Here is a 13,613-nt window from a genome sequence, read left to right as displayed (position 1 = left end):
TTCAGAGATCAACACCGGACGACCCCGTCTCTCCTTCCATGCCGATCGGAGGCTTGCGATGTCGATCTTCCCGCGGATCGGGCTCGGGGCATTCCTCGCCGTCGCGTGCGTCGTCGGCCGGGCGGGCGAAGCACCGCCCAAGCCGGCCGAGGTCTACGGGGCGTGGTCGTTCTACAACAACATGGGCTGGGGGGCGTACTACCGCGGCGACCTCGAACTGGCCCGCGACCGCTTCACGCACGCCATCGAATACATCCGGCCGTACCAGAAGGAGTATCCGCGGCTGATGTCGCGAAGCTGCCACGATCTGACGCGTGTCCTGTGCGCCGTCGGGCGGTACTCCGACGCCGAGCCGCTGGCGCGGTGGGTGGTGGAGGCGCGTGATCACGACTCGCGCACCCGCGACGACGTGATGTTCGATAGCCTTTACCTCCTGGCGTTCGTCTACCGCGAGACCGACCGCCCCGCCGACGCCGTCCCCATCCTGCGCCGGGCGGTGGCCCTGGAGGAGAAGTTCCTGGGCCCCAACGACGGACGCCTCGCGTTGACGCTCAAGGAGCTGGCCGACGCCGAGGCCAGGTCGGGCGCGCTGGCGGAGGCCGACGCCAACTACCGCCGCGCCGCCGCCATCCATAAGGCCGCCAACCTGGATCTCGCCGACACCCTGTCCGCCCGCGCCGAGGTGCTGGAGAAGTTGGGCCGGTCGAACCAGGCGAGCCTCCTGCGCGGCGAGGCCGACGAGATGCTCAAGGATGCCGCGGGCCTGTCTCGCCTGGCCGACCACTTCTCGAACCCGCTGGCGGTCAACCAGGTCAGGCGAGGATCTCGCTGACCACGCGTCCGTGCACGTCCGTGAGGCGGAAGTCGCGGCCCTGGAAGCGGTACGTCAGCCGGGTATGGTCGAAGCCCAGCAGGTGGAGGATCGTGGCGTTCAGGTCGTGGACGTGGACCTTCTGGTCCACCACGTCGAACCCCAGGTCGTCGGTGACGCCGTGGCTGATCCCCGGCTTCACGCCGCCGCCGGCCATCCACATGGTGAAGGCGTTCGGGTGATGGTCGCGGCCGTCGGAGCCCCCCTGCACCATCGGCGTGCGGCCGAACTCGCCGCCCCAGACGACCAGGGTGTCCTCCAGCATCCCACGCTGCTTGAGGTCCAGGATGAGCGCGGCGCAGGCGCGGTCGGTCTCGGCGCAGTTGGCCTTGAGGTCGGCCGTGAGGTTGCCGTGCTGGTCCCACGCCTCGTGGAAGATCTCGACGAAGCGGACCCCGCGCTCCAGGAGGCGTCGCGCCAGCAGGCAGGTGCCGGCGAACGAGGCCTTGCCGGGCTCGACGCCGTAGAGGTCCAGGACGTGCCTCGGCTCGCGCGAGACGTCCATCGCCTCGGGCGCCGACATCTGCATGCGATACGCCGTCTCGTACGAGTTGATCCGGGTGGCGATCTCGGGGTCTCCCATCGCGTCGAGCCGGTGCCGGTCGAGCGCGTGGATGGCGTCGAGCGAATCGCGCTGGATGGCCTGGTCGACCCCGTCGGGATTGGAGAGGTAGAGGACCGGGTCGCCGCCGGTGCGGAACTGGACGCCCTGGTAGACGGTCGGCAGGAAGCCGCTGCCCCAGTTGGAGTTGCCGCCGCTAGGTCCCTTCTTCCCGGTGCTGAAGACGATGAAGCCCGGCAGGTCGTTCGCCTCGCTCCCCAGGCCGTAGCAGGTCCAGGCGCCCAGGCTCGGGCGGCCGAAGATCATGGAGCCGGTGCTCATCATGAGCTGCCCCGGCGCGTGGTTGAAGGAGTCGGTGCACATCCCCTTCACCACGGCGATCTCATCAACGACGCCGGCGGTGTGCGGGAGCAGCTCCGAGACCTGGGTGCCCGAGCGGCCGTGCCGGGCGAACTTGAACTTGGGGCCGAGGAGCTTCGCGTCCGGGTTGATGAAGGCCGAGCGATAGCCCTTGAGCAGCTCGGCCGGCGGCAGGGTGCCGTCGAACTTCGCGAGCTGGGGCTTCTCGTCGAACATCTCCAGGTGCGAAGGCCCGCCGGCCATGAACAGGAATAGCACGCGTTTGGCCTTCGGGGCGAAGTGCGGCGTCTTGGGCGACATCGGGCCGACGGCCGCCGGCGAGCCGGCGACGGCGTCGGCGGCCATCAGCTCGCGCAGGGCCATCGCCCCGAGCCCCACGCCGCACTGGCCGAGGAACCATCGGCGAGACACGTCGATCGGGTTCCGGCCGCGATACTCGCGATCCTGGCAATTCATCGGAGGGCCCCCCGGCGTTATTCCTTCGTGATCGTCTCGTCCAGGTTCAGGAGCACGCGCGACACCACGGTCCAGCTCGCGTGCTCGGCCGCGTTCTCCGAGCCGCCGGAGAGCTTCGCGGCCGCGTCGGCGTCGGCGGCGAATCGGGCGGATTGCTTGCGCAGGAGGTCCGTCAGGACCTGCCGTTCGGCGTCGGTCGGCCGACGGGCCAGGCAGCGGCGGAAGGCATAGGTGACCCGGTCGTCGTCGCTGGCCCCCCCCTCGGAGAGCGTCAGCGCGGCGAGCGAACGCGCGGCGTCCATCGCGACCGGCTCGTTCAGCAGGGCGAGCGCCTGGAGCGGCGTGTTCGACCGGCTCCGTCGCACGCACGAGAAGTCGCCGTTGGGGGCGTCGAACGCCTGGAGGACCGGGTACGGGATCGACCGAAACCGGAACGTGTAGAGGGCACGACGATACTTCGCCGATCCCTCCGCGATCGGCCAGCTCTTGGGCCCGTAGCTCGCGGGGGGCTCGAACAGGAACATCGGAGCCGGGGGGGTGACGCTGGGGCCGCCGAGGGTCCGGTCGAGCAGCCCGCCCGCCTCCAGGACGACGTCGCGCACGATCTCGGCGTCGGCCCGCACGCGCGCCCCGCGCGCCAGGAGTCGATTATAAGGATCCATCGCCAGCAATTCCGGCGTGACGCTCGACGCCTGCCGGTAGGCGTTCGAGCCGACGATCAGCCGGTGCAGCCGCTTGAAGCTCCAGCCGCCGTCCATGAACTCGACGGCCAGCCAGTCCAGCAGCTCCGGGTGCGAGGGGGGCTCGCTCTGCGTGCCAAGATCCTCGCTCGTCGCCGTCAACCCGATCCCGAAATATGCCTGCCAGACCCGGTTCACGATGGCGCGGGCGGTGGTGGGCGCCTCGCGGTCGACGAGCCATTCGGCGAAGTCGAGCCGGGTCGGGTTCGGCGTGCTCGGCGGGGGGTTGAGGAAGCTCGGCATGCCGGGCTCGACGACCTCGGCCGGCTTGAGGAACTCGCCGCGATCCAGGCGATGCGTCACGCGCTTGCGCTCGCGGAGCACGAGCTGCGACGCCCCTTCCGGATGCGTCTTCCACAGGGCGTCGATCCGATCGTTGGCCTCCTTCCATTCCGGGACGGTCGTCCGGAAGTGGGCGAAGACGGCCGCGGCCTGGTCGGGGGTCCGACCCTCCGGCGCGACGGCCAGCGCCTCGCGGGCGGCGGCCGGGACGGGGTCGGCCGTGGCGTCCGGGGCGGCGGTCGCGGAGAGGCGGAACCGGCCGAGGTTGTTGTTCTGGTTGTCGTCGCTGTTCCAGCCGCCGTGTCGCTGGTCGAGTCGGAAGCGGAGTCGCACGCCCGACGGGAACGAGACCGGCTCCGCCAGCGCGAACACCGCCTGGCGTGGGACGTTCCGCCGACCCTGGCCGATGTCGATGCCCCACGCGGTCTCCACCTTGCCGTCGATGGCGTAGTCGATCGGCCCGGTCACGCGTCGCTTGCCGCTACGGTCGTCGAAAATCGGCTCCAGCTCGGCCTCGGGCGGGTTGACGTCGGCCGTCGCCCGGACGATCTTCGCCTCCTTCCACTCGTCGGGCCGGTCGCCGGGGGCGACCTCGACGCGGAAGTCGGTCAGGGCGAACAAACCCTTGGTGGATCGCCCGGGGCCGTTCAGCGGCAGGCTGGGGTCGTTCAGCAGCTCCAGGCGGACCGCCGCGACCGCCGGCACCGGCTCCAGCGCCGTGAAGGTGTCGACGTGGATCGTCGGGGCGTAGCCGGAGGCCAGCAGCGAGCCGTCCTCCTGCATCGTGTGCTTCTGGCCGGTGCCGTTGTTGGCGTCGACGTCCGTGCGGACCACGGTCCAGTCCGGGCCCGGGGCCCTCGACGACTCCCACGACCGCATCCGATCGGCCCAGTCGGGATGATCGCGGCGGAGCGCCTCCTCGATCGCGGCGGTCTCGCGCAAGATCTCCTCGCGACGCCGCCGTTCCTCGGGCGTGTAGACGGCGACGGCCGCCTCGTCGGTGTCGTTGAGGAACGCGAACATCCGGTAGTAGTCGGTGTGCTCGATCGGGTCGAACTTGTGCGTGTGGCACTGGGCGCAACTGGTGGTGAGCCCCAGCACCGCCTTGCCGATCGCGTCCATTCGGTCGAAGAGGGCCTCGACGCGGAACTGCTCCGGGTCGATCCCGCCTTCCTCGTTAATCATCGAGTTCCGCAGGAAGCCGGTCGCGACGAGCTGGTCCTGATCGGGATTCGGGAGCAGGTCGCCGGCGACCTGCTCGACGATGAAGCGGTCGTAGGGGAGGTCGCGGTTGAAGGCGCGGACGACCCAGTCGCGATAGAAGTAGACGAAGCGAGGCTTGTCCTTCTCGTAGCCGTCGGAGTCGGCGTAGCGGGCGGCGTCCAGCCAGACGCGGCCCCAGCGCTCGCCGTAGTGGGGGGACTCCGGGAGGCGGTCGACGAGGCGCTCGTAAGCGTCGGCGCGGTCGTCGGCGAGGAAGGCGTCGACCTCGGCGATGCTGGGGGGGAGGCCGGTCAGGTCGAGCGAAAGGCGGCGGATCAGCGTCGTCCTGTCGGCCTCGGGCGAGGGCGTCAGCCCCTCCTCGTCGAGCTTGCGCAGGATGAAGGCGTCGATCGGGTTGCGGACCCAGTCGGGGCGCGAGACCTCGGGGGTGGCCGGCCGCTCGGGGGGGACGAAGGCCCAGTGCCCCTCGTACTCGGCGCCGTCGGCGACCCACGCTCGGAGGATTTCGACCTCTTTCGCGGACAGGGGATCGCCGTGCTTCGCCGGCGGCATCCGCTCGTCGGGATCGTCGGTCGTCAGCCGACGGATCAGTTCGCTCTCCTCCGGGTCGCCGGGGACGATGGCCGGGAAGCCGGTGGCGGCGGGCGCGGTGGCGGCGTCGAAGGAGTCGAGCCGAAGCTTCCCCTTGCGGTGCGATTCGTCGGGCCCGTGGCACTGGAAGCATTTATCGTTGAGGAGCGGCCTCACGTCGCGGCCGAATCGCACCGATCGGGCCGCGGGGGCCGGCTCGGGCTCGTCGGCGGGCGCCGACGCGACGAGGCCGGCGAGGAGCGCGACGGCGATACCCAGGGGGCGCATTCCGACGAGTCGGTCGATCATCATGGATCCGTCCTCGCGACGGCTGGCGGTTGTGGTGGGCGCACGGATCGGCGGGATGAAGGCTCGATGTATTCGGAACGGTGATTGTACCCGATCCGCCTCGACGATTGCACAACCATCCCGACGCCCGGCGGCCCCCACGTGGATCGTGATCCAAACCCGCGTCCGATTCGGAACCTAACGTTGCCGCGGCGTCGCGGTTCGCGTAGATTCAATCATCCCTTCGTCAAGCCCGATTCATTGAGGAGTCGAGGTCGTGCTAGAGGCCGTCCGAAGCCCAGCATCCATGGAGCCCCGCGCCGGGGCTCGTCGGGACCCCCAGGGGGGCCACGGGATCCTCCGGCCGCTCTCGCCGCTGCCGACCGAATGGCGTTCGCTTCCGCACGCCTTCGTGCGGCGGGCGCGTCGCGATCCCTCCCGGATCGCCATGCGCGACAGCACCGGCGCCGTGCTGACCTACGGGCAAACCCTCCTTCGCGCGACGGCCCTGGCCCGGGTCCTCTCCCGCGAGCTGGGCCCGGAGGAATACGTCGGGCTGATGCTGCCGCCGATGGTGCCGTCGGCCGTGGCCAACCTGGCCCTGGGGCTGCTGGGGAAGATCCCGGTCAACCTCAACTATACGACCAACCAGTCGATGGTGGACGCGGCGGTCGTCCAGTGCCAGATCAAGACGGTCCTGACCTCGGCCAGGGTGCTGGAGAAGTGCCCGATCCGGCCCTCCGCCGGGCTGATGATGCTGGAGGACGTGCCGGCGAAGGTCCGGGCGTCCGACAAGCTGTTCGCCGCCGCCGTGGCGAAGGCCGTCCCGACGGCCGCTCTCGGCCGGTTCCTGCCGGGGCTGCGAAACCGCGGCCTCGACGACCTGGCGACGATCATCTTCACCTCGGGCTCCACCGGCGACCCCAAGGGGGTCATGCTCACGCACCGGAACATCCTCTGCAACGTGCTCCAGGTGCAGGAGCAGATCAACCTGGACGACCGCGAGGTGATCCTCGGGATCTTGCCTTTCTTCCACTCGTTCGGCTACACGATCGGACTGTGGACGGGGCTCGTGCTGGGGAAGTCGGTCGTCTATCACTTCAACCCCCTGGACTCCCGGACGATCGGCAAGCTCTGCGAGGAGCACGGCGTCACCCTGGTCGCCGGCACGCCGACGTTCGCCCGCATGTACATCAAGGCGTGCCGCCCGGAGCAGTTCAAGTCCCTCAAGCACCTGATCCTGGGGGCCGAGAAGCTCAAGGACGAGTGCTACCGAGAGATCAAGGCGACCCTGGGCATCGAGCCCATGCAGGGCTACGGCACGACCGAGCTGTCGCCGGTCGTCTCGGTGAACGTCCCGGCCGACTTCGCCCTGCCCGGTGGCGGGACGGCCCACGCCAACCGGCCCGGGACCGTGGGGTTCCCCGTGCCGGGGACCTCGGTGAAGACCGTCCATCCCGAGACCGGGGAAGACCTCCCCCCCGGCGCGACCGGGCTGATCCACGTGAAGGGCCCGCAGGTGATGGCCGGCTACCTCCACAAGCCGGAGGCCACCGCCCAGGTGCTCAAGGATGGCTGGTACTCGACCGGCGACCTCGGGTTCGTCGACGAGGACGGCTTCCTCACCATCACCGACCGCGTGAGCCGGTTCTCGAAGATCGCCGGCGAGATGGTGCCGCACGTCGGGGTCGAGTCGGCCGTGATGTCGGCCGCCGGGGTCGACGAGCAGCAGGTGGCCGTCACGTCCGTCCCCGACCCGAGGCACGGCGAACGGCTCTGCGTCCTCTACACCGACATGGGGACGACCCCGGACGAGATCCACCGCCGGCTCATCGCCGCCGGCGTCCCCCGCCTTTGGATCCCCTCCGTCCGCGACTTCATCCAGGTCGACGCCATCCCGATCACCGGGACCGGCAAGATCGACCTGAAGGCGCTCCGCGAGGTCGCGTCCCGTCAGCCGGCCCGAGGCTGACACCGCTACAGCACCGATCGCCGGCCCGGCCCGTCGCGCCCCCTCTCCGCGCCGGTCTGATAGAATGGCGAGCGTCAAGGCCGCGGAGGGCCGCATGGAGTTGATGCTTCGGGTGACGTCCGGGCCGCACGCCGGCGAATCGCGCCGGATCGATCGATCCGAGCCATTCGTCGTCGGGCGGTCCTCGCGCGCGGCCTTCCCCATGACCGGCGACCTGCTCCTCTCCCGCGAGCACTTCAAGATCGAGCATGCCGGGGGCGTCCTCGACCTGATCGACCTGGGGAGCACCAACGGGACCAAGGTCAACGGCCTGCGCGTCCGTCGCGTGATGCTCCGCGAGGCCGACGTCGTCGAGGCGGGCCAGAGCCGCTTCGAGGTCGTCGCGATCGGCGCCAGGCCAGGGGCCGCCGTGGCCCCCCCCTGCCCGGGATGCGGGGCCCGCGTCGTCCGCGAGAACGCCCACGTTTCCCGATCCGGCGAGGTCACAGGCCTCCTCACGCTTCCCACGTCCGACGCCGTCCTCTGCCCCAATTGCCTTGCCTTGAGGCGACGGTTCCCCGAGACCGCCCCCGGCTTCCTCATCGACAAGCTGATCGGCGAGGGGGGCATGGGGGAAGTGTACCGCGCGGTGGAGCTTGCCACCGGGCGTCGCGTGGCGATCAAGATGATGCTCGCGGGCGCCGCTCCCGACGAGAAGGCGTTCCACTACTTCCGGCGCGAGATCCAGGTGCTGCGCGACCTGCTGGCCCCCGGCGGCCAGGCGCATCCCGGCATCGTCGCGTTCTACGACCTGTTCGAGGTGGACGGCCGCTATCAACTGGTGATGGAATACGTCGACGGCCAGAACGCGCTGGAGTGGTCGCGGGACCACCAGCCGCTCCCCGTGGCGTCCGCGGCGCAGATCGGGCGGCAGCTCCTCTCGGCGCTGGCCCACGCGCACGCGAGGGGATACGTCCACCGCGACGTGAAGCCGTCGAATCTGCTGGTGATGGGCCCCGTCCACCGCCCCCGCGTGAAGCTCTCGGACTTCGGGCTCGCCAAGAGCTTCGCCGACGGGAACGTCTTCTCCACCATGACCCGGCAGGGGGACGTCGGCGGCTCGACGGGGTTCCTCTCCCCCGACCACATCCTCGAATTCCGCGACGTCAAGGAGCCGGCCGACATCTACAGCGCCGGCGCCACGCTCTATTATCTGCTCACCCATCAATATCCGTACTACGGATTCAACCCCCGCCAGGGGAACGCCTACGAGATGATCCTGGAATCGCCCCCCATCCCCCTCCGGGCCTTCCGCCCCGACGCCCCGGGGGAGCTGGAGCGAATCCTGATGAAATCGCTCCAGAAGCAGCCCCGCGCCCGCTGGAAGTCCGCCCAGGCGATGGGCGAGGCGTTGCAGGAGCTGGTCCTCCCGTCGCAGGCGTGAGACCCGGCGCGGCCGGCCGGGGGGCGCTTCCGGTTCGGTCTCGTCTCGCGCGGGGGACGACGTTAAGATGGAGGGCCGGCGAGACGCGGGCCGGACCAGGGGGTCCTCGCCGCCGGCCGCGCGAGCCCGAAATCCAGTGGCGAGGGTCGAATCTTGGAGCGTCTGGGGACAGTGGCCGTGGTCGGGGTCGGGCTGATCGGCGGGTCGATCGGCATGGCCCTCCGCGCCGGAGGCCTGGCCCGCGAGGTCGTCGGGGTGGGCCGCGACATGACGCGGCTGGACGAGGCCCGGGACCTCGGCGCGATCGACCGCGGGACCGTCGACCTGGCGAGCGGCGTCTCCGACGCCGAGGTCGTCGTGATCTGCACGCCGGTCGGCCGCGTCGCCGAGGACGTCCGCCGGGCGGCGGAGCTCGCCCCGCGATCGGCGCTCGTCACGGACGCCGGCAGCACCAAGCGGTCCATCGTCGAGGCCGTCGAGAAGACCCCCCGCGCCGCCAGGATGTTCGTCGCCGCCCACCCGATGGCCGGCTCCGAGCGCTCCGGGGCGGCGCACGCCCGGGCCGACCTGTACCGTGACCGAGTCTGCATCCTGACCCCCTCGGCGACGACGCCGCGCGCCATGGTCGACCGCGCCCGCGCGTTCTGGTCGGCCCTGGGGTGCCGGATCGTGGAGATGGGCCCGGCCGAGCACGACGAGGTGGTGGCCTTCACCAGCCACCTGCCCCACGCCCTGGCCGCCTCGCTCGCCTCCGCCGTCCCGGCCGACTGGCTCCCGCTGGCCGCCGGCGCCTTCCGCGACGGCACGCGCGTCGCCGGGGCCGACACGGAGCTGTGGACGGCGATCTTCCGCGAGAACCGCGGGCCGCTGATGAACGCCGTCGGCAAGCTCCAGGACCGGCTCTCCGCCCTCAAGTACGCCCTGATGACCGATGACGAGGAGTCGATCCGGCGGTGGTGGGACGACGCCCGCGCCCGCCGCGCCCTGTTCGAGGCCCGCCAGCCTCCCGGCCCGAATGCCTGACCGGACGATCGAAAGGCCATCTTAGTCGTGTTGAAATCGAACATGCTCTGGCACCTGGACATCGAACCCGCCCCCGACCAGACCGACGCCGACGGCCTCCGGGTCGCCCAGGAGGCGGCCGAATCCGGCCTCGCCGGCCCCTGGCGCGTCGCGGCCAGCCGCGGCTTCCTGGTGGAGGGCCCCCTCTCGGCCGACGACGTCGCCGCCGCCGCGCGTCAGGTCCTCGTCGACCCGGTCGTCGAGCGCTTCCAAGTCAGGCCCTGCCCGGCCGCCGACGGCGACGGCGTGATCGTCCACGTCTTCCCCAAGGCGGGCGTGACCGACCCGGCCGCCGAGAGCGCGCTCTCCCTGCTCCGCGACCTGGGCCACGCCGCCGAGGCCGCCCGCAGCATCCGCAGCTATCGCGTCGAGGGCCCCGCCGATCAGCTCCCCCGGCTCGTCCAGCGCGTGCTGGCCAACGAGGCCGTCGAGGAGGCCGTCGTCGGCCCGCTCCGGCTCGACCGCCTGGGCGAGGGCCGACCCTACGAATTCAAGCTCGTCGAGGTGCCGATCCGGGCGATGGACGACGACGCCCTCGTGAAGGCGAGCAAGGACGGCCAGCTCTCGCTCAGCCTCGCCGAGATGCGGACCATCCAGGCCCACTTCCGCGGCCTCGACCGCGACCCGACCGACGCGGAGCTGGAGACCATCGCCCAGACCTGGAGCGAGCACTGCTCCCACAAGACCCTCCGGGGCAAGATCGACCTCGACGGCAAGGTCATCGACAACCTGCTGAAGAGCACCATCTTCGCCGCGACGAAGGAGCTGGACCTCGACTGGCTCGTCAGCGTCTTCAGCGACAACGCCGGCGTCGTCCGGTTCGACGACGGGCACGACGTCTGCTTCAAGGTCGAGACCCACAACCACCCCTCCGCCATCGACCCCTACGGCGGCGCGAACACGGGCATCGGCGGCGTGATCCGCGACGCCCTGGGGACCGGGCTGGGCTCCAAGCCGATCTGCAACACCGACGTCTTCTGCGTCGCCCCGCCGGACTTCCCCGCCGACCAGCTCCCCGCCGGCGTCCTCCACCCCAAGCGCGTCCTCAAGGGGATCGTCGCGGGCGTCCGCGACTACGGCAACCGGATGGGGATCCCGACCGTCAACGGCGCGCTCGCCGTCGACCCGGCCTACCTCGCCAACCCGCTCGTCTTCTGCGGCACGGTCGGCGTCCTGCCGCGGGGCATGTCGTCCAAGTCGGTCGAGCCGGGCGACCGGATCGTCGCCATCGGCGGCCGGACGGGGCGAGACGGCATCCACGGCGCGACGTTCAGCTCGGTCGAATTGACCAGCGAGAGCGAGTCGATCTCCGGCGGCGCCGTCCAGATCGGCGACGCCATCACCGAGAAGATGGTCCTGGACGTCATCGTCCGGGCCCGCGACCTCGGCCTGTTCCGCTCCGTGACCGACTGCGGCGCGGGGGGCTTCAGCTCGGCCGTCGGCGAGATGGGCGCCGAGACCGGCGCGGTCGTCGACCTGGAGACGGCCCCGCTGAAGTACGAAGGCCTCTCCTACACCGAGATCTGGATCTCCGAGGCCCAGGAGCGCATGGTCCTGGCCGTCCCCCCCGAGCACTGGCCCGCGTTCCGCGACCTGTGCGCGCTGGAGGGGGTCGAGGCGACCAACCTCGGCGAGTTCGTCGACACCGGCCGGCTCACGCTCCGCTACAACGGCCACGTCGTCGGCGACCTCTCCATGGAGTTCCTCCACGACGGCCGCCCCGACGTCGTCCGCGCGGCGACCGACGCCACCCCCGCGCCGAGGCCCCTTAATCCGCCGCCTTCGGCCGACTTCACCGCCGACCTGATGAAGCTCCTGGCGCACTGGGACGTCTGCTCCAAGGAGTGGATCGTCCGCCAGTATGACCACGAGGTCCAGGCGCGGACGGTCGTCAAGCCGCTGGTCGGCGAGCGCGAGCAGGGGCCGGGGGACGCCTCGGTGATCCTGCCGGTCGTCGGGTCGCATCGCGGGCTGGCGGTCTCCTGCGGGATCAACCCGCGCTACGGCAAGCTCGACGCATACGCGATGGCCGCCTGCGTCATCGACGAGGCGGTGCGGAACTGCGTGGCCGTGGGGGCCGACCCGGACCGGATCGCCCTTCTCGACAACTTCTGCTGGGGGAGCCCGGAACGTCCCGAGACCCTCGGCTCGCTCGTCCGCGCCGCGCAGGCGTGCCGCGACCTCGCCCTGGAGTACCGCACGCCGTTCATCTCCGGCAAGGACAGCCTTTACAACGAGTACGCCCACGACGGCGAGAGCCTGGCGATCCCCCCCACGCTCCTCATCAGCGCAATCGGCCAGGTGCCGGACGCGCGCCGCTGCGTGACGATGGACTTCAAGGCGGCCGGCAACCTCGTCGTCCTGGTCGGGACGACCCGCGCCGAGTTCGGCGGCTCGCTCTGGGCCGAGGCCCGCGGCCTGGAAGGCGGGACGGTCCCGATGGTCGACGCGAAGGCCGGCCTGGCCACCTTCCGCGCCCTGCACCGGGCGATCTCCGGCGGCCTCGTGCGTTCCTGCCACGACCTGAGCGAGGGGGGGTTGGCCGTCGCCCTGGCCGAGTCGGCCTTCGCCGGCGGGTTCGGGGCCGAGGTCTCGCTGGCGGACGCCCCGCGCGACGCGGGCGCGGCGTCGGACGCGGCCCTGCTGTTCTCGGAATCGCCCTCTCGGTTCCTGCTGGAAGTCGAGCCCGCCCGCTATGAGGAGCTGGCCGCGACGCTGGCCGGCGTGCCGTTCGCGAAGATCGGCGCGACGACGCCCGCCCGTCGTCTGACGATCGACGGCCTGGCGGGGGGCCGCGTGATCGACGCATCGCTGGCCGACATGGAAAACGCCTGGCGCGAGCCCCTGAATTGGTGACTGGTCGAAAGCCGCCCCCCGGGCGCGGTCATGGATATATTGTCATAAGAATCCGCTGAACCCGAGAGAAGGCCGATGATGCTGAGGTTCGTCACGTTCGTCGACGGCTCCAACCTGGACGGGGTGCTCAAGCACCTGAACCTGCGGGTCGACGACTATGGCGCGTTCTACCGCCACGTCTTCGAGCAGAGCGTCCACTTCTGGGGCCGGACGTTCGCCGAGGGGTCGCGGTGGCCGACCGCCCAGCATTCGCGTATCTACTGGTACGTCGTCGGCAAGATGGACGAGTGGGACCTCAACGATCCCAAGGCCGAGGCGCGGCTCCGGGCCCGGTTCGAGGTCAACCCCCGCCTGCGCGACTCCTACATCGAGGACGTCCTCCACCGCAACCCGGACATCCCGCCCGAACGCCGCGTCGAGGAGGCGTGGAACGCCTGCTTCGCCGAGACCCGCGAGTGGTACGACATCAAGCGGCGGGCGCTGGAGAAGAAGAAGCGTTTCTACCACGGCGTGCAGTCGGCCACCGACTTCGTGGAGATTCGCCAGGAGGGGCACTGGAAGGTCGACCTCCTGAACCACACCGTCAACGAGAAGGGGCTCGACACGAGCCTGGCCGTGGACATGGTGGCGCTGCAGGACACCTACGACATCGCGCTGCTGATCTCGGGCGACGCCGACGGCATCCCCGGCATCAACTACGTGAAGGGCAGGTCGAAGCACGTCGGCGTGGCCGAGTTCCGCAAGGGCTCGCCGGCCGAGTTCCCCGGCAAGGGGTCGTCCTCCCGCCTGAAGATCGCCGCCGACTTCGTCGTCCAGGTCTACGAGTCCGAGCTGGTGCGGCGGAACCTCGCCTACCGCGCCGCCGAGCCCGACAACCCGTCGAACTCGTCCGACTCCTCCTACTGAACCCGACCGACTCAAGACGCGAACGAAAGGGAAGCAGACCG

At 70.6% G+C, this 13,613-nt stretch carries 8 protein-coding genes; 6 read left to right on the top strand and 2 right to left on the bottom strand.

Annotated features, from left to right (window positions below):
- The first annotated feature begins 58 nt into the window (after positions 1–58).
- Positions 59–832 carry a tetratricopeptide repeat protein gene (locus tag WG209_RS01515; RefSeq protein ID WP_337173221.1) on the top strand — a complete coding sequence of 258 codons (774 nt, stop codon included), beginning with the start codon at positions 59–61 and terminating at the stop codon, positions 830–832.
- On the opposite strand, the gene WG209_RS01510 is transcribed toward WG209_RS01515, so the two are convergent.
- Positions 813–2,249 carry a DUF1501 domain-containing protein gene (locus tag WG209_RS01510; protein WP_337173220.1) on the bottom strand — a complete coding sequence of 479 codons (1,437 nt, stop codon included), beginning with the start codon at positions 2,247–2,249 and terminating at the stop codon, positions 813–815. The two genes, WG209_RS01515 and WG209_RS01510, sit on opposite strands and share 20 nt — an antisense overlap.
- Before the next feature lie 17 nt (positions 2,250–2,266).
- Complete coding sequence (locus WG209_RS01505) at positions 2,267–5,377, bottom strand: PSD1 and planctomycete cytochrome C domain-containing protein (protein WP_337173219.1); 3,111 nt, start codon at positions 5,375–5,377, stop codon at positions 2,267–2,269.
- A gap of 283 nt (positions 5,378–5,660) precedes the next feature.
- Between WG209_RS01505 and WG209_RS01500 the strand changes: the two genes are divergently transcribed.
- The 5 genes from WG209_RS01500 (at position 5,661) to WG209_RS01480 (ending at position 13,572) form a co-directional block, all read left to right on the top strand.
- Positions 5,661–7,325, top strand: coding sequence for an AMP-binding protein (locus tag WG209_RS01500; RefSeq protein ID WP_337173218.1), 1,665 nt, complete (start codon positions 5,661–5,663; stop codon positions 7,323–7,325).
- Positions 7,326–7,419: 94 nt separating this feature from the next.
- Positions 7,420–8,748, top strand: a complete 1,329-nt coding sequence (locus WG209_RS01495; RefSeq protein ID WP_337173217.1) for an FHA domain-containing serine/threonine-protein kinase — start codon at positions 7,420–7,422, stop codon at positions 8,746–8,748.
- Positions 8,749–8,901: 153 nt separating this feature from the next.
- Positions 8,902–9,771: a prephenate dehydrogenase gene (locus tag WG209_RS01490; RefSeq protein ID WP_337173216.1), complete on the top strand. Its 870-nt coding sequence runs from the start codon at positions 8,902–8,904 to the stop codon at positions 9,769–9,771.
- A 27-nt stretch (positions 9,772–9,798) separates the two neighbouring features.
- The gene (gene purL / locus WG209_RS01485; RefSeq protein ID WP_337173215.1) at positions 9,799–12,666 is read left to right on the top strand and encodes a phosphoribosylformylglycinamidine synthase subunit PurL; all 2,868 of its coding nucleotides are present in this window, start codon (positions 9,799–9,801) and stop codon (positions 12,664–12,666) included.
- 75 nt (positions 12,667–12,741) lie between these two features.
- Positions 12,742–13,572 (top strand): NYN domain-containing protein, encoded by an 831-nt coding sequence (locus tag WG209_RS01480; protein WP_337173214.1) that lies wholly within the window; start codon positions 12,742–12,744, stop codon positions 13,570–13,572.
- Positions 13,573–13,613 lie beyond the last annotated feature (41 nt).

Source organism: Paludisphaera sp. (assembly GCF_037189885.1).
In the GTDB taxonomy this organism is placed as follows: domain Bacteria; phylum Planctomycetota; class Planctomycetia; order Isosphaerales; family Isosphaeraceae; genus Paludisphaera.
Note: the sequence above shows the minus strand (reverse complement) of the source record. Positions and strands in the feature narration are given on the sequence as shown.